The organism is Actinophytocola sp. (genome assembly GCF_035712165.1).
Lineage (GTDB): Bacteria > Actinomycetota > Actinomycetes > Mycobacteriales > Pseudonocardiaceae > DASYTH01.
The window spans coordinates 1-22,194 of record NZ_DASTBH010000540.1 but is presented as its reverse complement, the minus strand read 5'-3'; the positions used below and the strand labels follow the sequence as shown (position 1 = coordinate 22,194).

At 72.2% G+C, this 22,194-nt stretch carries 21 protein-coding genes; 17 read left to right on the top strand and 4 right to left on the bottom strand.

Going from position 1 to position 22,194, the window contains the following annotated elements:
- Positions 1–187 precede the first annotated feature (187 nt).
- The 7 genes from VFO68_RS30600 to smc all read left to right on the top strand — a co-directional run bounded on the left by VFO68_RS30600 (position 188) and on the right by smc (position 8,206).
- Positions 188–931 carry an N-acetyltransferase gene (locus tag VFO68_RS30600; RefSeq protein WP_325161885.1) on the top strand — a complete coding sequence of 248 codons (744 nt, stop codon included), beginning with the start codon at positions 188–190 and terminating at the stop codon, positions 929–931.
- An 87-nt stretch (positions 932–1,018) separates the two neighbouring features.
- Positions 1,019–2,269, top strand: coding sequence for an ATP-binding protein (locus VFO68_RS30595; RefSeq protein WP_325161884.1), 1,251 nt, complete (start codon positions 1,019–1,021; stop codon positions 2,267–2,269).
- A gap of 97 nt (positions 2,270–2,366) precedes the next feature.
- Positions 2,367–2,651: a hypothetical protein gene (locus VFO68_RS30590; protein ID WP_325161883.1), complete on the top strand. Its 285-nt coding sequence runs from the start codon at positions 2,367–2,369 to the stop codon at positions 2,649–2,651.
- A 185-nt stretch (positions 2,652–2,836) separates the two neighbouring features.
- Positions 2,837–3,136, top strand: a complete 300-nt coding sequence (locus VFO68_RS30585) for an acylphosphatase (RefSeq protein ID WP_325161882.1) — start codon at positions 2,837–2,839, stop codon at positions 3,134–3,136.
- 102 nt (positions 3,137–3,238) lie between these two features.
- Entirely contained in the window at positions 3,239–3,757 is a 519-nt protein-coding gene (locus VFO68_RS30580; RefSeq protein WP_325161887.1) for a sigma-70 family RNA polymerase sigma factor, read from the top strand.
- Positions 3,754–4,524 carry a zf-HC2 domain-containing protein gene (locus tag VFO68_RS30575; RefSeq protein WP_325161881.1) on the top strand — a complete coding sequence of 257 codons (771 nt, stop codon included), beginning with the start codon at positions 3,754–3,756 and terminating at the stop codon, positions 4,522–4,524. The genes VFO68_RS30580 and VFO68_RS30575 overlap by 4 nt, the downstream gene beginning before the upstream one ends.
- Before the next feature lie 103 nt (positions 4,525–4,627).
- The gene (smc, locus tag VFO68_RS30570) at positions 4,628–8,206 is read left to right on the top strand and encodes a chromosome segregation protein SMC (RefSeq protein ID WP_325161880.1); all 3,579 of its coding nucleotides are present in this window, start codon (positions 4,628–4,630) and stop codon (positions 8,204–8,206) included.
- Positions 8,207–8,258: 52 nt separating this feature from the next.
- On the opposite strand, the gene VFO68_RS30565 is transcribed toward smc, so the two are convergent.
- Both VFO68_RS30565 and VFO68_RS30560 read right to left on the bottom strand, forming a co-directional pair.
- Positions 8,259–8,705, bottom strand: a complete 447-nt coding sequence (locus VFO68_RS30565) for a hypothetical protein (RefSeq protein ID WP_325161879.1) — start codon at positions 8,703–8,705, stop codon at positions 8,259–8,261.
- Between the two features lie 183 nt (positions 8,706–8,888).
- Complete coding sequence (locus VFO68_RS30560; RefSeq protein ID WP_325161878.1) at positions 8,889–9,173, bottom strand: GNAT family N-acetyltransferase; 285 nt, start codon at positions 9,171–9,173, stop codon at positions 8,889–8,891.
- A gap of 55 nt (positions 9,174–9,228) precedes the next feature.
- Between VFO68_RS30560 and VFO68_RS30555 the strand changes: the two genes are divergently transcribed.
- From VFO68_RS30555 to VFO68_RS30535, 5 genes are all read left to right on the top strand, one after another.
- Positions 9,229–10,170 carry a GNAT family N-acetyltransferase gene (locus VFO68_RS30555; protein WP_325161877.1) on the top strand — a complete coding sequence of 314 codons (942 nt, stop codon included), beginning with the start codon at positions 9,229–9,231 and terminating at the stop codon, positions 10,168–10,170.
- 87 nt (positions 10,171–10,257) lie between these two features.
- A complete protein-coding gene (locus tag VFO68_RS30550) occupies positions 10,258–10,569 on the top strand; it encodes a type VII secretion target (RefSeq protein ID WP_325161876.1) in 312 nt (103 codons plus the stop codon).
- A gap of 1 nt (position 10,570) precedes the next feature.
- Positions 10,571–12,691, top strand: coding sequence for a hypothetical protein (locus tag VFO68_RS30545; protein ID WP_325161875.1), 2,121 nt, complete (start codon positions 10,571–10,573; stop codon positions 12,689–12,691).
- On the top strand, positions 12,688–13,134 hold the full coding sequence (locus VFO68_RS30540; protein ID WP_325161874.1) for a hypothetical protein: 447 nt from the start codon (positions 12,688–12,690) through the stop codon (positions 13,132–13,134). Before VFO68_RS30545 ends, VFO68_RS30540 begins: the two co-directional genes overlap by 4 nt.
- Before the next feature lie 31 nt (positions 13,135–13,165).
- Entirely contained in the window at positions 13,166–14,641 is a 1,476-nt protein-coding gene (locus VFO68_RS30535) for a hypothetical protein (protein WP_325161873.1), read from the top strand.
- A 38-nt stretch (positions 14,642–14,679) separates the two neighbouring features.
- Here VFO68_RS30535 and VFO68_RS30530 read toward each other — a convergent pair whose 3' ends face one another.
- Positions 14,680–16,296 carry a sodium:solute symporter gene (locus VFO68_RS30530; RefSeq protein ID WP_325161872.1) on the bottom strand — a complete coding sequence of 539 codons (1,617 nt, stop codon included), beginning with the start codon at positions 16,294–16,296 and terminating at the stop codon, positions 14,680–14,682.
- 19 nt (positions 16,297–16,315) lie between these two features.
- Positions 16,316–17,449, bottom strand: a complete 1,134-nt coding sequence (locus VFO68_RS30525) for an anhydro-N-acetylmuramic acid kinase (RefSeq protein WP_325161886.1) — start codon at positions 17,447–17,449, stop codon at positions 16,316–16,318.
- A gap of 225 nt (positions 17,450–17,674) precedes the next feature.
- Here VFO68_RS30525 and ngcE point away from each other — a divergent pair, with 225 nt between their 5' ends.
- The 5 genes from ngcE to VFO68_RS30500 form a co-directional block, all read left to right on the top strand.
- Positions 17,675–19,102: an N-acetylglucosamine/diacetylchitobiose ABC transporter substrate-binding protein gene (gene ngcE, locus VFO68_RS30520; RefSeq protein WP_325161871.1), complete on the top strand. Its 1,428-nt coding sequence runs from the start codon at positions 17,675–17,677 to the stop codon at positions 19,100–19,102.
- A 7-nt stretch (positions 19,103–19,109) separates the two neighbouring features.
- The gene (locus VFO68_RS30515; RefSeq protein WP_325161870.1) at positions 19,110–20,033 is read left to right on the top strand and encodes a sugar ABC transporter permease; all 924 of its coding nucleotides are present in this window, start codon (positions 19,110–19,112) and stop codon (positions 20,031–20,033) included.
- Positions 20,033–20,935, top strand: coding sequence for a carbohydrate ABC transporter permease (locus VFO68_RS30510; RefSeq protein WP_325161869.1), 903 nt, complete (start codon positions 20,033–20,035; stop codon positions 20,933–20,935). The genes VFO68_RS30515 and VFO68_RS30510 overlap by 1 nt, the downstream gene beginning before the upstream one ends.
- Before the next feature lie 135 nt (positions 20,936–21,070).
- Positions 21,071–21,535, top strand: a complete 465-nt coding sequence (locus VFO68_RS30505) for a hypothetical protein (RefSeq protein WP_325161868.1) — start codon at positions 21,071–21,073, stop codon at positions 21,533–21,535.
- Between the two features lie 51 nt (positions 21,536–21,586).
- A partial coding sequence (locus tag VFO68_RS30500; protein WP_325161867.1) for a signal recognition particle receptor subunit alpha occupies positions 21,587–22,194 on the top strand: 608 nt, incomplete at its 3' end.

Here is a 22,194-nt window from a genome sequence, read left to right as displayed (position 1 = left end):
GCCACCGGCCGCCGCGGCCGCGGCGCCCGGACCCGTCGAGTCCGTCACCGGCGCGGTGAGTCCCACCCTCGGCGGCGTGGTCGCCCCGGTGACCGGCGTCGTCGACGACGCGCTGCAGCCCGCGCTGTCCCTGATCGGCGGTTTACTCGGTCGCTGACGCCGCCCGCCGCCTGGCACCCTGGTGGCCATGGCCGCCATCGAGATCACGACGCTGGCCCGGCGCCCGGAACTGCACGAGCGGCTGCCCGAGCTGTACGGCATCTGGCCGGAGTTCATGATCAACGACAGGATCGGATACATCCTGTTCGGGCGGGTCGCGGAGCTGTTTCCGGAGCAGTGCGTCGTGGGCACGGCCGGCGACGAGCTGGTCGCGGCCGGGCGCAGCATTCCGTTCGTGTTCCCCGAACCGGACCGCCCGGAGCTACCCGACGGCGGCTGGGACCAGGTGCTGATGTGGGGCATCTCCGACCAGCGCCGGGGCCGCAGACCGACCGTGAGCAGCGCACTGGAGATCCTGATCAAGCCGGCGCACACCGGTCGCGGGCTGTCCCATCTGATGCTGGCCGCCCTGCGGGACGCGGTCCGCGCGCTGGGCCACCCCACCTTGTACGCACCGGTGCGGCCCAACGGCAAGACCGACGCCGGGCTGCCCATGGACCGTTACGCCGCGCTGGTCCGGGACGACGGGCTGCCGGTCGACCCCTGGCTGCGGGTGCACGTGCGGGCCGGCGGGACCATCGAGCGGATCGCCCCGGCCTCGATGGTGGTGGCCGACTCGCTGGACCGCTGGCGGCAGTGGACCGGCCTGCCGTTCGACACCGACGGCCCGGTCACCGTCCCCCAGGCCTTGGTCCCCGTGCACTGCTCGCTGGCCCACAACCACGCCGTGTACGTCGAACCCAACGTCTGGGTCCGGCACGACCTCCGCTGACGACGCGGCCAACTGCCCACGAACCACGCGGCCAGATGTCCACGAACCATGCGGCCAGGTGCCCGTTGATCATGCATAATCGATCACATGGAAGCCGCTGACCTCGTACCCCGGCACGCGGAGGGTCTGGTCGCCGAGGCGCTGGCGGACACCAGGGTGGTGCTGGTCAACGGCGCCCGCCAGGCCGGCAAGAGCACCCTGACCCGGCTGGCCTCCGCCGACCGGCCGGGGACCGTGATCCGGCTGCTGGACGACCCGGCCACCCTGCGCGCGGCGCGGGACGACCCCACCGGGTTCGTCGACCAGGACGGCCTGCTGGTCATCGACGAGATCCAGCTCGTCCCCGAGCTGCTCCGGCCGATCAAGGTCACCGTGGACCTCGACCCCACGCCCGGGCGGTTCCTGCTGACCGGCTCGTCGCGCATCCTGGCGCTGCGGACCGTGCCGGACGCGCTGCCCGGCCGGATGGAAGTGATCGAGCTGTGGCCCTTCTCCCAGGGCGAGATCAGCGGCGCGCCGGACGGGTTCGTCGACGCCGCGTTCCGGCACGGCCCGGCTCTGGCGCATTCGTCCACCCTGCGCAGGCGCGACTACCTGGAGCGCATCGTCACCGGCGGGTTCCCGGAGGCGGTGCGGCGCGCCCCCCGGCGGCGCACGGCGTTCTTCGACTCCTACCTGTCCACGCTGGTCGAACGGGACGTGCTGGAGGTGGCCAACATCGAGCGCCGCGGCGACCTGTTCAAGCTGCTCGGGCTGCTCGCCGGCCGCGCCGCCGGGCTGCTGGTTCCGGCCACGCTGGCCGGCCAGTCCGGCATTCCCCGCACCACGCTCACCCGGTACCTGGAGCTGCTGTCCTCGGTGTTCCTGATCAAGAGCGTGCCCGCCTGGTCGTCCGGGCAGACCCAGCGCGCCGTGGGCACCCCCAAACTGGCCTTCGTCGACACCGGGATCGCCAGCCACCTGATCGGCCAGGACGCCGCCCGGCTCGGCGAACCGGCCGGCGCGGGCGGCCCGATGATGGAGAACTTCGTGGTGATGGAGCTGGCCCGGCAGCTGACCTGGTCGGCCGAGCGGGCCCGGCTCTACCACTACCGGACCCGGGACAAGGTGGAGGTGGACGCCGTCCTGGAGACGCCGGACGGCCGCGTCGTCGGGGTCGAGGTCAAAGCCGGCGCCACCGTGCGCACCGAGGACCTCAGCGGCCTGCGGCACCTGGCGAACCTGCTCGGCGACCGCTTCGTCGCCGGCTACGTCCTCTACACCGGGGCCCAGACCCTGCCGTTCGGCGACAAGATCCGGGCACTGCCGGCCGACGCGCTGTGGTGCCTCGCGCCCTGACGGCGGTCAGGGGGTGGTTTCCTCGGTGGTGGTCGTCGTCGTTTCAGAGGGCGGCGGCGGGGGTGGCGGTGGCGGGGGCGGCTGTTGTTGTGTCGTCGTGGTCGTCGTCGTGGTGGTGGTGGTTCGCGTCGGCGTGCGGCGCTTGGTGGTGGTCGTGGTGGTGGTCTTCGCCGTGGTCGTGGTGGTCGTGGTGGGGGCGACCGTGGTGGTCGTGGTGGTCTCGGTGGTCGTCAGGGGAGCGGTGGACGACGTGGTGGAGGTCGTGATCGGCGCGTTGTTGTTGGCGGGGGTGGGCTGCGCCTCCTCGCGGCCGCCGGCGATGGCGGCTACGGTCGCGAAGACCGTGGCGACGACGATTCCGGCGACGGCCATGATGGCGTAGGGCGACCGGGTGCGGTCGGAGCGGTCATCGCGCTCTGGAAGATCGTCGTCTAGCGAATCGGACATGCGGCCCTAGCTCCTTGACTGACGGCAACGACCCGGTTACTCAGGACACCGCGACACAGCGCGGTAACGTATCACCAGCACAGACCGTCAGTCGTTCACCCCATGGATGTCACCGACCGTATGCGTGAGCACGACACGCTAACCGACCAGGACGCCCGCCTCACCGCTTGGGTGCACGGGCGGGTCCAGGGCGTGGGTTTCCGCTGGTGGACCCGGAGCACGGCGCTGGAGTTGGGGCTGGCCGGCTACGCCAGCAACCTGTCCGACGGCCGGGTCGAGGTGGTCGCCGAGGGCCCGCGGTCGCGGTGCGTGCGGTTGCTGGAGGCGCTGCGCTCCGGCCGCACGCCGGGCTGGGTGGACACCGTCGTCGAGCGCTGGTCGGCGGCTCGGGGGGACTGCACCGGGTTCGTCGAGCGCTGAGTGCTGTGTCCATCAGGCGCCCGCGATCGGGCGCGCTCTGCCATCCGGGCGTACTTGCTCACCAGGTTGAACCCGGCGGCCCCGGCGGGCGTACTAGCCGACGTGGGGCACAGCCCGGAGCATGACGACGATCTCGTCCGCGAACTGTACAGCCGGTACCGCCGGCCGCTGCACGGCTACGTGCTGCGCGCGGTGGGCGGCGACCACCAGCGGGCCGAGGACGTGGTGCAGGAGACGCTGCTGCGGGCGTGGCGCAACGCGGAGATCCTCGACGCCGAGCACGCCGGCCCCTGGCTGTACACGGTCGCCCGGAACCTGATCATCTCCGGCTACCGCCGGCAGAGCGCCCGGGTGGCCGAGGTGCCGATCCAGGAGGGGGACTGGGCCCGGGGCACCGACGACTTCGACCGCGTGCTGCAGGGGTGGCAGGTGGCCGAGGCGATGCGGGCGCTGTCCAAGGACCACCGCGCGGTCATCGGCGAGCTGTTCTACCGCAGGCGGACGGTGGCGGAGGCGGCGACCGCCCTGGGCATACCGGCCGGCACGGTCAAGTCGCGCTCGTTCTATGCCCTGCGGGCGCTGCGCGACGCGCTGGAGGAGAGGGGGGTGACCGAACCATGACCTGCACACACCTGTCCACACTCGGCGTGTACCTGCTCGGCGCGCTCGAGCCGGAGGACCGTTCCCACTTCGAGGGTCATCTGTCCGGCTGTGACGTCTGCCGGATGGAGCTGGTCCGGCTCGCCCCGTTGCCCGGACTGCTCAACCAGATCACCATCGCCGACTTCGACGACCACGGCGAGCTGCCGGTCCCGGCACCCGAGTCGCCGTTCCCGGCGTTCGAAGCGCGCAGTCCGGTCGCCACGCTGGCGGCGCCGGTCGGTTACGACCCGCCGCCAGCACCGGCGCCGGAACCCGAGCCGCGGCCCGAGCCCCGGCCGGCCGCCAACCGGCGGCACTGGCGCCGGGGGCTGGCCGCCGCCGCCGTGGTCATCGGGCTCACCGCGGGCGGGATCATCGCCTACGAGGAGCTCGAGTCGCCGCCGCCCGCGCCGCCGGTGCAGCAGGCCGACGGCCTGGTCTGGTCGGCGTCCAACCCGGAGACCGGGGTGCGCGCCGAGGCGCGGCTGGTCGCCCACGACTGGGGCACCGAGATCCAGATCAGGATGTACAACGTGCCGCCCGGGGAAAGCTGCCGGCTGGTGGTGTGGGCCAAGGGTGTCAGCGGCTACCGGGAGACGGCCGGCTGGTGGGCCACCCCGCCCGGGCAGCCGGAGCCGCACCATCCCGAGATCCCGGGCAGCACCTCGATCGCGCTGTCCATGATCTCCAAGCTGGAGGTCATGTCCGAGGACAGCGTTCTGCTGGTGGGCATCCAACGTCCCTGACGCGCTGACGCTCCGGCCCCACCTCCCGGGCGAGCGGACCCGGCGAAGGTAGGGTCTCATTGAAGGGGAGTCGTCGTTTCCGCGCCGGAGAGGTTCACGCCTAGTGCATCTGAAGAGCCTGACGCTGAAAGGCTTCAAGTCCTTCGCCTCAGCGACGACGTTGCGCTTCGAACCGGGGATCACCTGCGTGGTCGGCCCCAACGGCTCCGGCAAGTCCAACGTGCTCGACGCGCTGAGCTGGGTGATGGGTGAGCAGGGCGCCAAGTCGTTGCGCGGCGGCAAGATGGAGGACGTCATCTTCGCCGGCACCGCGGGCCGGGCGCCGCTCGGCCGCGCCGAGGTGACGCTGACCATCGACAACTCCGACGGTGCGTTGCCGATCGACTACACCGAGGTGTCGATCACCCGCCGGATGTTCCGGGACGGCGCCAGCGAGTACGAGATCAACGGCAACCAGTGCCGGTTGATGGACGTGCAGGAGCTGCTCAGCGACTCCGGCATCGGCCGCGAGATGCACGTGATCGTCGGACAGGGCCAGCTCGGCGCCATCCTGGAGTCCAAGCCGGAGGGCCGCCGGGCGTTCATCGAGGAAGCCGCCGGCGTGCTCAAGCACCGCAAGCGCAAGGAGAAGGCGCTGCGCAAGCTGGAGGCGATGCAGGCCAACCTGACCCGGTTGACCGACCTCACCAGCGAGCTGCGCCGCCAGCTCAAGCCGCTCGGCAAGCAGGCCGAGATCGCCCGCAAGGCCGCGGCGGTGCAGGCCGAGCTGCGCGACTCCCGGCTGCGGCTCTACGCCGACGACCTGGTCACCCAGCGCGGTGAGATCGCCAAGGAGGAGGCCGACGAGGCCGCCGCGCGGTCCCGCCGGGCCGAGGTCGAGCAGGCCCTGGAGGTCGCCCAGGCCGAGCAGACCTCGCTGGAGGACCAGCTGGCCGCCGACGCTCCGCAGCTGGCCAAGGCGCAGGACACCTGGTACCGGCTCTCGGCGCTGGAGGAGCGGCTGCGCGGCACCGTGCGGCTGGCCATGGAGCGCGCCCGGCACCTGTCCACCGAGATCGAGATGCCGGCCGGCCGCGACCCCGACGAGCTGGAGGCCGAGGCGGACGAGGCCGAGCTGCGGGAGAACGAGCTGGCCGAGGCGGTGTACGGGGCCCGCGAGGAGCTGACCGGCATCGCCGAGCGGCGGGCCGAGCTGGAGCACGCCGTCTCGCACGCCGAACGGGCGCACCTGGCCGCGGTGCGGGCGATCGCCGACCGCCGCGAGGGCCTGGCCCGGCTGGCCGGCAAGGTCGACGCGCTGCGCAGCAAGAGCAACGCCACCACCGAGGAGATCGAGCGGCTGTCCACGGCACTGGCCGAGGCCGGCGAGCGGGCCGAGGCCGCGCGGCGGGAACTGGCCGACGCGGGCGCCGCGGACGGTTACGCCGAGACCGACGACGCCGGGGCGGCCCAGCGCCACCAGCGGGCGGTGGCGGCACACGACATCGCCAAGGCCCGGGTGGACGAGCTGGTCGCCGCCGAACGGGCGGCGGAGAAGGAGATCGCGGCCTGGAAGGCCCGGGTGGACGCGCTCTCCCTCGGGTTGACCCGCAAGGACGGCGCCGGCGCGCTGCTCGCCGCCGGGGACCGGGTGCCCGGACTGCTCGGCCGGGTGGCCGCGCTGCTGACCGTCGAGCCGGGTCACGAGGCCGCGCTCGCCGCGGCGCTCGGCCCGGTGACCGACGCGGTGGCGATCGACGGGCCGGACGGCGCGGTGGCGGCGCTGGACCTGTTGCGCGGCAACGACCTCGGCCGCGCCGCGGTCTTGGTCGGTGGGGCGCCCGGGGTGGACCGGGCCGGCTGGCCGGTGCTGCCCGCCGGGGCCCGCTGGGCGATCGACCTGGTCCGCGCCCCGGAGGCGTTGCGCCCGGCGGTGTGCCGGGCACTGGACCGGTTCGCCGTGGTCGACACGCTGGCCGCGGCTCGCGCCCTGGTCGCCGCGCACCCCGAGGTGCACGCGGTGACCAGAGACGGCGACCTCCTCGGCGCGCACTGGGCGGCCGGTGGTTCCGAGCGCAAGCAGAGCATGATCGAGATCCGGGCCGCGGTGGACGACGCCAGCGAGCGGCTGGGCACCGCCGAGCGCGCCGTCGAGCAGGCCGGGGCCGCGCTGGACGGCGCGCGGGCCGAACTGGACGCCCGCGCCGCCGAGGTCTCCTCGGCCCGGGAGGCGGTGCAGGAGGCCAAGATCCGCGCGGCGCGGTCGGCGGAGCGGCGCAACCGGCTGCACCAGGCCGTGTCCGCGGCCGAGGCCGAGGTGGAGCGCAACCGGGCGCAGCGGGCCAAGGTCGAGCAGGCCCGGGAGGAGACGCTGAGCCGGCTCGCCGAGTTGGAGGAGCGGCTGGTCGCCGCCCAGGGCGAGGCGGTCGAGTCGGCCGAGCCGGACACCGCCGAGCGCGACGAGGCCAAGGCGGCGCTGGCCGCGGCCCGGCAGCACGAGATGGACGCACGGCTGGCCGTGCGGACCGCCGAGGAGCGGCACCGGGCCGTGCAGGGCCGCGCCGAGACACTGCGCCGGGCGGCGCGGACCGAGCGGGAGGCCCGGGAGCGGGCCGCTCGGCTGATGGCCGCCCGGGCCCGCGGCGCCGCCGTCGCCGAGGCCGCGGTGCGCGGCGGCGAGTACGCCCTGGAACGGATCGCCGTGTCGCTGCGCCAGGCCGCCCGCGAGCGGGACGCCGTGGCGACGGCCCGCCAGGAGCGCGAGCGGGTGCTGGCCGAGGTGCGCGGCCGGGTCCGGGATCTGGCCACCCAGTTGGAGAAGCTGACCGACGCGGTGCACCGGGACGAGGTGCTGCGGGCCGAGCAGCGGCTGCGGCTCGAACAGTTGGAGACCAGGATCGCCGAGGAGTTCGGCATGGGCCTGGACGACCTGGTCGCCGAGTACGGACCGGACGTGTACGTGCCGCCCGGGCCGCTGGAGGTGGCCGAGTACGAGGCGGCCTGCGAGCGCGGCGAGAGCGTCTACCCGCCGCAGCCCATCCCGTACGAGCGAAACACCCAGGCGCGCCGGGCCAAGCGCGCCGAGCGGGACCTGGCGCTGCTGGGCAAGGTGAACCCGCTGGCGCTGGAGGAGTTCGCGGCGCTTGAGGAGCGCTACAAGTTCCTGGCCACCCAACTGGAGGACCTCAAGGCGACCCGGCGCGATCTGCTGACCGTGGTCAAGGAGGTCGACGACAAGATCCTCGAGGTGTTCACCTCGGCCTACCAGGACGTGGCGCGCGAGTTCGAGACGGTGTTCGCGACGCTGTTCCCGGGCGGCGAGGGCCGGCTGGTGCTCACCGAGCCGGAGGACATGCTGGCCACCGGGGTGGACGTCGAGGCCCGCCCGCCCGGCAAGAAGATCAAGCGGCTGTCGCTGCTGTCCGGCGGGGAGAAGTCCCTGGTGGCGGTGGCCATGCTGGTGGCGATCTTCCGCGCCCGGCCGTCGCCGTTCTACGTGCTGGACGAGGTCGAGGCGGCGCTGGACGACGTGAACATGCGCCGGTTGATCGGCCTGCTCGAGGAGCTTCGGGCCAGCTCGCAGCTGATCATCATCACGCACCAGAAGCCGACCATGGAGATCGCCGACGCGCTCTACGGCGTGAGCATGCAGGGCGACGGCATCACCCAGGTGATCTCCCAGCGGCTCCGCGAAGCCTCCTGAGACAGGGATGTGGGGTGGCCGCGGCGCGGCCACCCCACACGACCTTGTCCGCTCAGACGGCGGTGGCCCGGCTGGAGGCCCGGTAGGTCAGGAACGCGGCGACAGCGGAGATGACACCGGCGAGCAACCCGAGGAACAGGCCGAAACCGGCGCCCGCCGATCCGCCGAGAGCCGAGAAGTCGTCGAAGGTCAGCCAACGCAGCAGGATGAACAGCGTGGCCACGCCGGCCAGACCCAGCCAGATCAGCGTCAGGTTCGGGATCTGGGTGCCGAAGTGCGGCAGCAGGATCAGGACGCCGGCCGCCACCAGCAGCAGCACCGAGAACCAGGCCAGGAAGCCGGCATCCCAGGCGCTCACGCTGGTGTTGCCGAGCGAGCCGAACGGCGAGTCGAAGCTGACGGAGTACCAGGGGAAGAAGCTCACGATGAAGGCGAGCAGGCCGGCGCCAACCCCGGCCCACTCGAGCGGCGTGACCCGCTTAGCGTCGAAACTTGCCATCGAAGTTGCGGCCTCTCTTGTGCAGGTGCGATACCCGGTGTGATCCCGGTGAGGTGAGCAGTATGCACGGCATTCGCCCGTTCGGGAGTATTCGGCCCCAGATGCTGGGATGGGCGTGTCTTGGGCATCTGTTGCCCTTACGGGCAGTGATGTCCGCCCCCCTGTCCAGCTACAACCTCGCGATCAGCCCGGCGTGACGACGTCCAGGTATTCGGGGTGGCGCTGGATCCAACCGGCCACGAAGGGACACAGCGGACGGACGGTCAGGCTCCGCGCGCGGAGGTCGTCGAGCGCCGCCCGGGCCAGTGCGCCGCCGACGCCCCGCCCCTCGAACTCCGGAACCACCTGGGTGTGCCGGAAGGTGCGCTCGGCCCCGGCGGCCCGGTAGTCGATGAACCCGGCGACGGCCGCGCCCAGACGCGCCTCGTAGCGGTGCTGCTCCGGCACGTCCACGATCTCGAGATCCATGCTTCGCACCGTAATCCGTTCGCGAAAGCGCAGGTCGGCGGTTCAGGATCGGGACATGTACCCGATCCGTGCCGCGACCTCGTCCGACCTGGACGAGGCGGTGGCCCTGCTGACCCGGCTGCAGGCCGAGCCGGCGCACCACATCGCCTACCACGGACGGGGCGCCGAGGAGATCACCGCCGAGCTTCGCCGGATCAGGCCGGACTGGGCCGCGGGCACGGTGCTGGCCATCGACCCGGCCGGACGGGTGCGCGGGATGCTCGTCGCCGACCCGGACCCGGAGCGGGGCCGGGCCACCCTGCACGGCCCGTTCGTCGACGTGCCGGCCAACCACCCGGCGGCCGAACGGTCGTGGCGGCAGACCGCGGACGCGTTGCTGGAGCGGGTGTTGCGGCTGCCCGCGCTGGCCGGCGGCACCGAACTCGAGTTGTCCGGGCACCGCAGGCACCGGCTGCTCGCCGACTTCGCCGCCCGGCACGACTTCCAGCCCGGCGACCGGCACCAGGTGTTCGTGCTGGCCGGTTCGGCGTTGCGGGCCGTGCTGGTGCACGACGCCCGCGCACCGTCCACCATGGACTCGGCGGTGCGCGGGCTGCCCGCCGACCCGGCGCTGCGTGCGGCGGTGGCGGCCCTGCACGAGCGCGGCTTTCCCGGTGCGCCGGTCACCGGTGCGCAGTTGGTCGCCGGCCGGACCGGGCACACCGTCGTGGTGCTCGCCGGTCCGGGCGGGCTGATCGGGTACGCCGCCGGCCGGGCGCGGGACAGTGAGCTGGCGGTGGACCTCGTCGCGGTGGACCCGAACTGCCGCTCCCGCGGCGCGGGCCGGGCGCTGGTGCGCGGGCTGCTGCGGGAACTGGCCGCCCGGCACGGCGCGCGGGCCCGCGCGGTGGCGGTGACCGCGCTCGGCAACGACGCCGCCGAACGGATGTGGGCCGCGCTCGGTTTCACCCTCGACCGGGAACTGGTGGTGTACCGGCGAAAAGCCACCGGCCGCTGAACATTTTCGCAAGTTACGGGTTTCCACGAATGGCACGTCCGAACCGTTTTGTCTCGGTAGGCTCCCGCGTGGGAAAAGGGAGGTGCCGTGCCTACACGATCAGGCGGCTTCGGGGTCGAGACCACCCATCTGCGACAGGTCGCCCGGGAGTACAGCGACGAGGGCGCCGACATCATCGCGCTCAAGGACGATGTCGTGACCAACGTCGGTGACGGGCAGGTGGGCCGCGCGTTCGGGGCGGTGGCGCAGCCCTACCGGGCCGCCTTCGAACAGTTCGGCCGCAACCTCGCCCATTACGGCGAGCAGGCGATCCGCATTTCCGTGCGGCTGGAGGATGCCGCCACCGGCTACGCCCGGCACGACGAACGCAGCGCGCGCACCTACCGAGAGGTGTACTGAGATGGCCGGCGCGACGGGCAGTTGGGACGCGGAGTACCGCATCTCCGACGAGATTCTCGACACCGGCAAGCCAGGGCTGGAGTTCTTCGCGCGCTTCATGCCGATGTACGACGCGGCCGCGGCGATCGCCGGCTCGGGCAACTACCGCGGCCAGCGCATGGACCAGCTCCGCAGGCCCTACGACGATCTGCGCGGCATCGACTTCAGCATGCTGCGGGTCGACGCGGAGCACCTGAAGACGGCGGTGGAGGCCGCGGAGAACAACCAGCACAACCTGGACCGGTACTGGGGCCGGCTGTCGACCTGGACCGGGCCGGCGTCCAACGCCGCGCGCCAGCAGCGCGACCGGATCGGCGCGCTGGCGGGCAACTTCCTGGACCGGGCCGGCCGGGGGCCGGCCGTGATCACCGGCGCGGTCAGCGCGATCGAGCACACGCTGAGTTCCTTCGTCCGCGGCGTGCGCAGCCTGGACAGCGACCTGTGCGGCGGCATGACGCCGGAGGAGGTGCGGGGCGCGATCCGGGCCGCGCAGGGCGACGTGGAGAACGCGGACGCCTACTCGTTCCTGGCCAAGCTGCTGGACGTCTCCATGGGCGTGCCCACCTTCGGCGTCAGCTGGCTGCTGGACTGGATGGGCTATGGCGCCTCGGACCAGGTCGAGCGGGTCCGGCAGCAGATCGTCGAGGCGGCCAGGCAGTCGCTGGCCAACTACATCCGGCAGTACGACGACAAGCGCTCGTTCTTCGACCGTTACACCACGGCGGTCCGCGAGGCCATCCAGCGGATCTACGACACGATGCTGGCCGGTCTGAGGCCGATGACCGAGGATGCGTTCCGGGAGTTCACCGGCGCCGATGACCGGCAGGGCACGGATCCTTCGGGCAGCCAACAACCGGTCCGGCGCCCGGGTGTGCCGCCGCCCGTGCCGCCGGGTGCGCCATCGGGGCCGCCCGGTTCGGGCCTGCCGGGCGAGATCCGGCCCCAGCCGTATCCGTTCCCGGGCGCCGGGCAGCCGCCGAACCTGCCGCCGGGGACGCCCACCGTCCCGCCCGGCCAGCCGCAGACCGTGACCATCCGCAACGGCGACAGCACCTACACGGTGTCCAGCCCGGACGGACAGGGCCGGGTCCGGCTGACCGTGTCCGACGGCAACGGCCCGCCCAAGACCTACGACCTGGACTTCGGACAGCGCACCAGCGCCACCGGAATCACCGGCCCGACCGGGGTGGGGCCGGTGCCGCCGGTCCCGCCCCCGGCCGGAACCGGGCCGGTTCCGGGTGGCCCGGGCGCGCTTCCGGGCGTGCCGCCGGTCGGTCCCGTCGGCGGTGGCCCCACCGGCGGCGGTGGTGTTCGGCCCGGCCCGGGCAACCGGACCGGCGGCGCCCCGGGCGGGCTACCGACCACCCCGGCGCCCCGGCTGCCGTCCAGCCTGTTCCCCTGGACCGACAAGCCGGCGGAGACCCTGCGGCCGGACGAGGACGGCACGGTCACCATCCGGGACGGCGACACCACGATCACGGTGGACGCCGACGAGAGCTCCGACCAGGTCACCCTGACGCTGGACGACGGCAAGGGCCACCAGACCACCTACCGGCTGGACTACAGCGACCCGGCGCATCCGACCCTGCGTGAGGGCGCGGCGGTCGAGCCCGTGCGGTTCGGGCCCACCGGCAGCCTCACCTCGCCGATCAGCTCGCTGCCCGGCCCGTCGATTCCGCACGCCGGCTCCGTTCCGGCGCTGGACTCGTTCGGCGGTGGCGGCGGCGGTGGCGGCGGGATCGGTGGCGGCGGCGGCAGCCTGGCCGGGGTCGGCGCGGGCGGCGGTCCCGGTGCGGCCGGTCAGCTCGAGCAGGGGTCGTTCACCGGTCAGGTCGGCGGCGGGCCTGGTGCCGCACCGGCCGGACCGGCGTCGACGGCGGCTGCGTCGGCCGGCCCGGCCTCGGGCGGCGGCATGATGGGCGGCATGCCGATGGGCGCGATGGGCGCCGGCGGCCAGGGCGGCGAGGACAAGGAGCGCGGCGGAAACCGTTGGATCAACAAGGAACCCGCCGTCTTCGACGACAGCAAGCGGGAGCGCGCGGTCAAGGCGGGCGGCGTCATCGGTGAGGACAAGAAGAAATGAGCGCCACCCCTGACGTGCAGGCACGCTACGACGAGGTGGTGGCCCGGTACAGCGCGACCAGCGCCGAACTGTCCACCGAGCTGGCGCAGCGGCAGCGGGAGCTGGACGCCCAGCTCGCCGCCGACCGGGCCAGGCTCGCCGAGCTGGGCGAGACGCTGAGCGACGCGCACGAGCGGGAGAACCCGCGCGTGCCGGACCGGCGAGCCGAGGACAACGACGTGTCCGCCCGCGCCGAGGACTACCAGGAGCTGGACGAGGATCCGCGCCCGGAGCCGCCCGCCCCGCCCCCGCCGCCGGTGCGGCAGCCGCGGGTCGAGGAGGACGAGGACGAGCACACCGAGTTCCGCTGGGACGACGACCCCACCCCGGCGCCGCGGGCCCGTCCGGCCGCCCGCGCGCCGCGGGAGGAGGAGGATCTCTCGGAGCGCGACTGGCTGGAGTGAGCGGGTCACCGGGCCACTAGGGTTCTGCCTCGTGACCGACGACCCGACCCACGCTCCGCTGCCCGAACTGCCCGGCATCGACCCGCGGGTGCTGCTGCGGGCCATGGCGGCCGACGGAGTGGACACCACCGACCCGGCGGCCGTGCGCGGCTGGCTGGCCAACACGGGTATCGAGCTGCCCGACGACGCGGACGCCGACGAGTTCGCCGAGTACGAGGAGATCTCCTACAAGGAGCTGTTCGGCCTGCCGGATCAGCTGCCGCCGCTGCGGCTGCCGCCCGACGAGGTGTTGGCCCGGGCCGCGCGGCAGAGCCGGACCCTGGCCCTTGCCCACCGGTTCAGCGAGTGGGTCGGCGAACGGCGCGAGATCACCGAGCGCGGCGAGCCGACCGCCGCCGACTGCGCGGATGCCGCGCGGGTGCTGGGCATCGAGGTCACCGAGCCGCCCGAGGGGCTGGCCGCCGTGCCGGAGCTGGCCCACCTGTGGGAGCTGGCCGAGAGCGTCGAGCTGATCGAGATCGACGAGGAAGCGGTGACCCCGGGCGCGGCCGCGGCGGTGTGGCCGGACGGCGCCGACGAGGACGTGCTCGACGTGTGGGCGACCGCGCTGGCCGTGGTGATCACCAGCCTGGACCTCGACGCCGACCTGTACGGCGAGGAGGAGCTGGACTTCTACGGCGCCGGGCCGGGCGTGCTGGTGGCGCTGTTCCTCGCCCGCAACGCCGGGGTGTCCTACGCGGAGCTGACCGAGCTGGTCCGGGAGACCGCGACCGCCGAATGCCCGCCGGCCGCGTGGGACGCCTGGGTCGCCGCGCATTCCGACCCCACCCAGGTGCTGCTCACCCGGTTGCACGAGCTGGGCGCGGTGACGCTGGACGAGGACCTGGCCCGGCTGACCCCGGTGGCCCAGTGGGCGATGTGGTCGCAGTTCATGGACAGCGACGTGGACGTCCCGATCCTGCCGCCGGTGCCGGAGATGACCGCAGGCGACCTGGTGGCCGCCGCGGAGGGGTTCACCGAGGAGGAGCTGACCGCCGAGACCACCGAGTGGCTCGGGCTGCGCGAGCCGGCGGTCGCCGCCCGCGAACTGCTCGAGGTGGCGGCCGACGGTGAGCCGGCCGAGCGGATGTACGCCACGTCGGTGGTGACCGCGCGGATCGGCGCGGCGGCCGAGCCGCACTGGCGGGCCGCGCTCGACGACCAGCGGCTGCGCGCCTACGCCAAGCTGGCGCTGGAGCTGGAGCCCGACCCCGGGGACGTGGCGTGGCTGCTGACCGACGTGCTGGCCACCACCTCGGACCTGGAGGGGCCGGAGGACATCGCCGGGCAGCTGTCCGCCGCCGTGCCCCCCGGCCAGGAGCAGGAGATCTTCGACCTGATGTGGCGGCTGCCGCATCCGTGGGCCGGCGAGGTGCTCACCATGATCGGCTCGCACCACCCGGACAAGCAGATCGCCAAGGCCGCCCGCAAGGCCGCGTTCAAGGCCGCGTCGTACCAGCCGGAGTGAGCCGCTCGGTTTCCCGCGGCATGTCAGGGCAACGCGAGTTATCCACGCATCGACGCCGCCGCGTTGGCCTGGGAAAGGTTCGCCATACCGCGGTGGCGCAACGACATCAGCCCGCCGACGAGCAGCGTGACCGTCACGCCGAGCAGGGTGTACCACCAGGTCGACAGCGCGTAGACGCCCTGCGCGGGAGCCGGTGCGCCCCACCGGATCTCGATCGAGTCCCAGTCCCGGGCCGCGTTGGCGGCCTTGTCCGCGACGGCGGAGGGACCGACGAACTTGACCGCGAGGATGACGAACGCCATCACCACGACGGTCGCGACGAACGCGACGACCGCGTCGGCCTGGCGGGCCCGGCGCACCAGCAGCCCGAGCAGGAACGCGCCGAGCAGCGCCCCGTAGGTGTAGCCGGCGATGCCCAGCGCCTGTACCACGATCGGGTCGGAGGTGGCCTTGTTGTACCCGGCGAACAGGCCCGCGCACAGGATCAGCAGGCCGGCCCAGATGACCGTCCACACGCGACCGAGGCGCAGCCGGGCGGTGTCGTCGAGCTCCCGGCGGCTGATCCGCTCGTAGACGTCGGTGACGGTGGCCGAGGACAGCGCGCCCAGCGAGGAGCTCAGCGCGGCGGCCAGGATGCCGGCGATCACGAACCCGGACAGCCCGCTGGGTAGTTCGGTGACGATGAAATGGCCGAACAGCTCGTCGTTGACGCCCAGCCCGAGGCCGGTGGTGGGCGCGGCCGCGTCGTAGAACGCCCACATCATCACGCCGATCACCAGGAAGAAGGCGAACTGCAGCAGCACGACGAAGCCGCTGGAGATGAGCGCGGCGCGCGCGCCGCGCAGATCCCGGGTGGCCATCAGCCGCTGCACGATGAGCTGGTCGGCGCCGTGCGAGGCCATGGACAGCAGCGTGCCGCCCAGGAACGCCGCCACGAACGGGAATCCGGCGCCGGTGACCGGGTTGCTGGTGAAGTCGAACAGGTTCCACTTGTTCGCGTCGGTGGCCCGGTCGAACCAGCCGTCCGGCAGCGCGGTGGCCAGCGCGACGAGCACGATGATCCCGCCGATGACGTACCAGAGCATCTGGATCGCGTCGACCCACACCACCGCGCGCACGCCGCCGACGAACGTGTAGGCCAGCATGGCGATGCCGAGCACGGTCACGATCACCCAGTACGAGGCGTTCACCCCGAACGCGGCCAGCACCACCTTGATCGGGATCGCGGTGGCGAACAGCCGGATGCCGTCGGCGAGCAGCCGGGTGAACTGGAAGGTCACCGACGCCGTCGCCCGCATCCCGGCGCCGAACCGCTGCCCGAGGAAGGCGTAGGCGGTGACCAGGTTGCCCTCGACGTAGCGGGGCAGCAGCGTGAACGACACGATGACCCGGCCGAGGATGTAGCCGAAGGCGAGGGTGAGGTAGGTCAGCCCGCCGGTGGCCGGGGTCGCCAGGTAGGCCACCACCGGCACGCTCAGCACGGTCAGCGTCGAGGTCTCCGCCGAGACCACCGACACGCATACCACCCACCAGGCGATCTTCCGCTCGCTGATGAAGTAGTCGGTGGCCGAGCGCTGCCGGCCGCCGATCACGATGCCCAGCACCGGCATCCCGACCAGGAAGATCGCGATCACGGCGAGGTCGACGACGTCCATGTTCACCTCCTCGCGAGGCTCAGCACACCCGTAAGCGAGTCACCGCCGTGGTCACCGGATCGGGTAAGTGCAGGGGTCCCTTGCCCGGGGTGATGCTGCCCAGCAGCCGCGGCCCCGCGGCTCCGGTCGCGCCCGCCGCGTCGGCCGGGATGCCGCTCCAGGTCAGGAAACCGAGCAGGGCGGCGAGGTAGGCCTCCTTGGCGTCGGTGGGCAGGCCGAGCTCGTCGCTGGTGACCACCGGCACCGGGTCCAGGCACCGGCGCAGCGCCGCCATCAGGACCGGGTTGCGCACCCCGCCGCCGGAGGCCACCACCTTGCCCACCCCGCGGCCGCGGCAGGCCTGCGCGATCGTGCACGCGGTCAGCTCGACCAGGGTGGCCAGCAGGTCGACCGCCGGCACGTGCGGCACGCCCTCCAGCGCCGCGCGCAGGTAGTCGGCGTGGAAGTGCTCCTTGCCGGTGGACTTGGGCGGCTGCTTCACGTAGTAGGTGTCGGCGAGCAGGGTGGCGAGCAGGTCGGCGCGCACGGTGCCCTGCGCGGCCAGTTCGCCGTCCACGTCCTGCTGCCAGACGCCGTCGGAGACCATCCGGGCGGCGGTGTCCAGCAGCGCGTTGCCCGGGCCGGTGTCGAAGGCCAGGGTGGGGGCGTCCGGGCCGACCACGGTGATGTTGGCGATCCCGCCGATGTTCAGCGCCGCCACCGGTTCCGTCGCGCCGGACAGCCACAGCTGGTCGAGCATGGCGGCCAGCGGGGCGCCGTGCCCGCCGGCGGCGACGTCGCGCACCCGCAGGTCGGCGATCACCGGAAGCCCGGTGTACTCGGCGATCCAGGCCGGCTGGCCCAGCTGCAGGGTGCCCAGGCAGCGGCTGCCGTCCACCCAGTGGTAGATCGTCTGGCCGAGCGAGGCGATCAGGTCGGCCCGCCCGCCCGCGAGGTCGGTGAGCGCCTCCCCGGCCGCGGTGGCGAACGCCTGGCCCACCTCGGTGTCCAGCCGGCACAGCTCGCCCGCGGTGCATCCGTTGGGGGGCAGCGCGGTCAGCAGCGCCTCGCGCAGTGCCGCGGGGTAGCCGACCGCCCGGTGCCCCAGCGGGGTCAGCTCGACGGTTCCGTCGGTCAGCCGCAGATCCACGGCGGAGACGTCGATGCCGTCCATCGAGGTCCCGGAGATCAACCCGATGACCCGTTGGCCGGCGGCAAGGTTCTGCACGGCGATGACCCGTTCCACGCGGTGGGCAAATGGCAGGCCACCAGGTTAGTTCTTGACTAAATTGATGTCCACAGTGGTTGAACTTTTCCCGAAACAGGCGTAGACACCGCGATACGGTGTGTCCCGGCCTACGGCTCGCACCGGTTCGACACGGATCGACAGGGAGATGGCATGCCGACTTTTTCGTCCGACCGGAGCAGGCGGGAGTTCCTGCGGACGGTCCTGGCCGGCGGGTTACTGGTGGTTCCGGGCTCGGCCGCGCTCGCCGGCTGTGCCACCGCGGGCGGCGGCGGCACCCAGGATCAGGCCAAGGGCACGGAGTCCGAGAAGAACCCCCTCGGCGTCGACGCGAACGCGCCGCTCGAGGTGGTCATGTTCGCCGGCGGCCTGAAGACCGACCTGGAATGGGTGCAGAAGAGCTACACCGGCCTCTACCCGAACGCCAAGATCAACCTGACCAGCACGCCCAACATCAACACCCTGCAGCCCCGGTTCACCGGCGGCAACCCGCCGGACATGGTCAACGACTCCGGCGCGCAGAAGATCCCGCTCGCCGCCCTGGCCGGCGCCGGGCAACTGGCCGACCTCCAGCCGCTGCTGGACGCGCCGTCGCTGGCCGACCCGGACAAGAAGGTCCGCGACACGATCATGGCCGAGGCGGTCAAGGTCGGCACCTATGACGGCAAGGTGCTGGTGCTCAACTACGTGCTCTCCGCCTACGGCGTGTTCTACTCCCAGTCGCTGTTCAAGAAGAACGGGTGGACCATGCCGACCCAGTGGTCGGAGTACATGGCGCTGGCCGAGGAGATGAAGAAGGCCGGCCTGTCCCCGATGGGCTACGGCGGCGTCAACGCGCCGAACTACGTCACCGAGATGATGCTCACCATGGCCGGCAAGGCGGGCGGCCCGGAGGTGGTCGTGGCGATCGACAACCTCGAACCCAACGCCTGGAAGCACGAGGCGGTGAAGAACGCGGCCACGGCCATCGAGGAACTGGCCCGCAAGGACGGCTTCCTGCCCGGCAGCCCCGGCCTCAAGCACACCGAGGCGCAGACCCAGTTCGTCACCGGCAAGATCGGCTCCTACCCGAGCGGATCGTGGCTGGAGAACGAGATGAAGACCTCCACCCCGGCCGGCTTCGACATGGTGATGGCCCCGACGCCGCGGCTGGACTCCTCGGACAAAATGCCCCACGAGGCGTTGCACGCCAACCCCGGCGAGCCGTTCATCGTGCCCAAGCAGGCCAAGAACGCCCTCGGCGGGCTGGAGTGGTTCCGGCACATGCTCGCGCCGGAGAACGCCAAGGCCTACAGCGAGTTCACCGGCTCACTGACCATCGTCACCGAGTCGCACGACAAGGTGAAGAGCGACAGCACCTCGTTGAAGTCGGTGACCGAGGCGCTGAAGAAGGCCAAGGACAACACCTTTACCTTCCTGTTCATGGACTGGTACGGCGACCTGAAGAAGAACGCGGCCATCGCGGCGATGAGCGACCTGCTCACCGGCCGGACCAACGCCGAGGGCTTCATCAACGCCGCCCAGGCCGCGGCCGACAAGGTGGCCGCCGACACCAACGTCCCCAAGTTCAAGCGGCAGTAGTCGGCGCATGCACCACCGCAAGTACCGCTTCATCGTCGGGTTCCTCATCGCACCGCTCGCGCTGTACGTGATGTTCGTGGTCTCCCCGAACATCCAGGCGATCTACTACTCCTTCACGGACTGGAGCGGCTACAGCCAGACACAGAACTTCATCGGGCTGGACAACTACGTGCGGCTGGTGCAGGACCCGACGTTCTGGGACGCGTTGTCGCACAACGGCGTGCTGCTGCTCGTGCTGCCGATCGTGACGATCTCGATCGGGCTGCTGTTCGCCTTCCTGCTCAACCTGGGCGGCCCGCGCCGGGGCGCGACGGCGCGCGGCCTGCCCGGATCGCGGTTCTACAGCGCGGTCTACTTCTTCCCCTACCTGCTGTCGGTGGCGATCATCGCGGTGCTCTGGGAGCAGGCCTACAACCCCAGGGGCGGGATCGTGCCGGGCGCCATCTCGGCGCTCGGCTTCGACCCGCCCCGGGACGGGCTGCTCGGCTCGCCGGACACCGTGCTGTGGGCGTGCATCGCGGTCGCGGTGTGGCACGCGGTCGGGTTCTACGTGGTGCTGTTCTCGGCCGGCATCGCGTCGATCCCGGCCGACATCTTCGAGGCGGCCGCGCTGGACGGGGTCAACCGGTTCACCCTGTTCTTCCGCATCGTGATCCCGCTGCTGTGGGACAACGTCCAGGTCGCGTTCGTCTACCTGGGCATCATCGCGCTGGACTTCTTCGCCATCGTCAACATCATGACCCCGCACCCGGAGGCGGTCGGCAACTCCACCGAGGTGATCGCGCACTACCTGTTCACCCGGGCGTTCTCCGGGGACGCCAACCCGCAGTACGGCTACGCCTCGGCGATCGGGGTCGCGCTGTTCTTCCTCACCCTCACACTGGCCGCGGTCATGTTCCGGGCCAGCAGGCGGGAGAAGGTGGAATTCTGATGACGATGACCCAGGTGCGTCCGCCTGCGCCGGCCCGGCCACCGGCCCGGCCGGCCCGGGCGCCGCTGCGGGCGGGCGAGCGCACGGCCACCGCCGGGTTCCAGGTGATCCTCGCGGCGTGGGCGCTGGTGTCGGTGCTGCCGCTGATCTGGGCGGCGGTCACCGCGTTCAAGCCCAACCCCGAGGTGCACGCCTCGCCGTGGGCGCTGCCGTCGCGGTGGGACTTCGGCAACTTCGTGCGGGCCTGGGGCGCGGCGTCGATCGGCCAGTTCTTCCTCAACACGGTGATCGTGGTGTCCGGGGCGCTGCTGCTGACCATGCTGCTGTCCACCATGGTCGCCTATGTGCTGGCGCGCTACGACTTCCCCGGCAACCGGGTGATCTACTACACCTTCGCAGGCGGGCTGATGTTCCCGGTGTTCCTCGCCCTGGTGCCGCTGTTCTTCGTGGTGCGCAACCTCGGCCTGCTGCACAGCCACGTCGGGTTGATCCTGGTCTACGCCGCCTATGCGATGCCGTTCTCGGTGTTCTTCCTGACCGCGTTCTTCCGCACGCTGCCGACCGCGGTGGCCGAGGCCGCGCTGATCGACGGCTGCTCGCACTCGGGCGTGTTCTTCCGGATCATGCTGCCGATGGCCCGGCCGGGGATCGTTTCGGTCGCCCTGTTCAACGTCCTCGGCCTCTGGAACCAGTACCTGCTGCCGCTGGTCCTCAACCAGGGCGACAAGTCCACCGCCGTGCTCACCGAGGGCCTCGCCGCGCTGGTCGCCGAGCAGGGTTACGCCTCGGACTGGAGCGCCCTGTTCGCCGGCATGGTCATCGCGATGCTCCCGGTGCTGATCGTCTACCTCATCTTCCAGCGCAGGGTACGAGAGGGCTTCGTCGCCGGCGCCCTGAAATGACCGCCCAGCGCCCCGAACCGACCGCCCGCGGACCGCTCCGAGTCCTCTGTGGATAGCGATTTGGCTGCTCCCCCCAGATCCGAGAGGGTGGTGCCCGAGCGCACGAGAGCGCCACACCGTCCGAGGGGAGACACCGTGAACCTGTTCCAGATCGACGCGCGAGTCACCAGGTTGGAGCAAGAAATGCCGGAGATCCGCGACCTGGCCGCCGCCGCGAGCAAGGAGGTGGGCGACGTCCACGCCCGACTCCGCGCCCACACCACCTCGCTCCAGGCCCTCCGCGTAACCCAGGTCGAGCACACCCAGCAACTCGTCGAACTCAACAAGCGCATCGTCGACACGGGCTTCGAGATGCGCGAAGGGTTCGTGAAGGTGTACGAGCGCATCGCCGGAGTCCACAAGGAGGCGCGCGACGGCTTCGCGAAGGTGGAGCAGGAGTTCGCGAAGGTGGAGCAGGAGTTCGCGAACGTGCGTGGGGAGATCGCGAACGTGCGCGGCGAGATGCACGGGGAGTTCGCGAACGTGCGCGGGGAGATGCAGGAGGGGTTCGCGAAGATCGCCGCGCTGATCCAGGATCGCGCGAAGCCCGGCGAGCCCTGAGTCGGGTGACGGCGTCGGCGGTGGTGGGGGCCCGGATGCGAGGATGACCGGGTGTCCACCACCCTGATCGTCGTCCTGGTCGCCGTCCTGGTCGTGCTCGTGCTTGCCGTGGTCGTCGGGGTCGTCCTGGCCCGGCGGCGGCGGATCGACCTGACCGAGAGGGGCGAGGAGCGGTCCAAGCCGGCCGGCTATCGGGCGGGCGGCGGGATCGCCCTCGCCCCCGGCGGGGAACGCCCGGTCGAGGCGCCCCAGCCGGTCGAGGTCGAGGTCGAGCCGGAACCCGAGCCCGAGGCGGCCGCCCCGGTCGAAGCCGAGCCCGCGGCCCCGGCGACCGAGGAGATCGAGCCGACGTCCGGGCGGCTCGAGCGCCTGCGCGGGCGGCTGTCGCGCTCCCGGTCGGCGTTCGGCAGCGGTCTGCTCGGCCTGCTCGGCGCCGGTGACCTGGACGAGGACTCGTGGACCGAGGTCGAGGACACCCTGCTGCTGGCCGACCTGGGCGCCGCCACCACCGCCGAGGTGGTCGAGCGGCTGCGCGGCGAGTTGGTCGCCCGCGGCGTGCGCACCCCCGAGCAGGCCCGGGCGACGCTGCGCGAGGTGCTGGTGGAGGCCCTGCACCCGGACATGGACCGGGCCGTGCGCGCCCTACCGCACGGCACGGC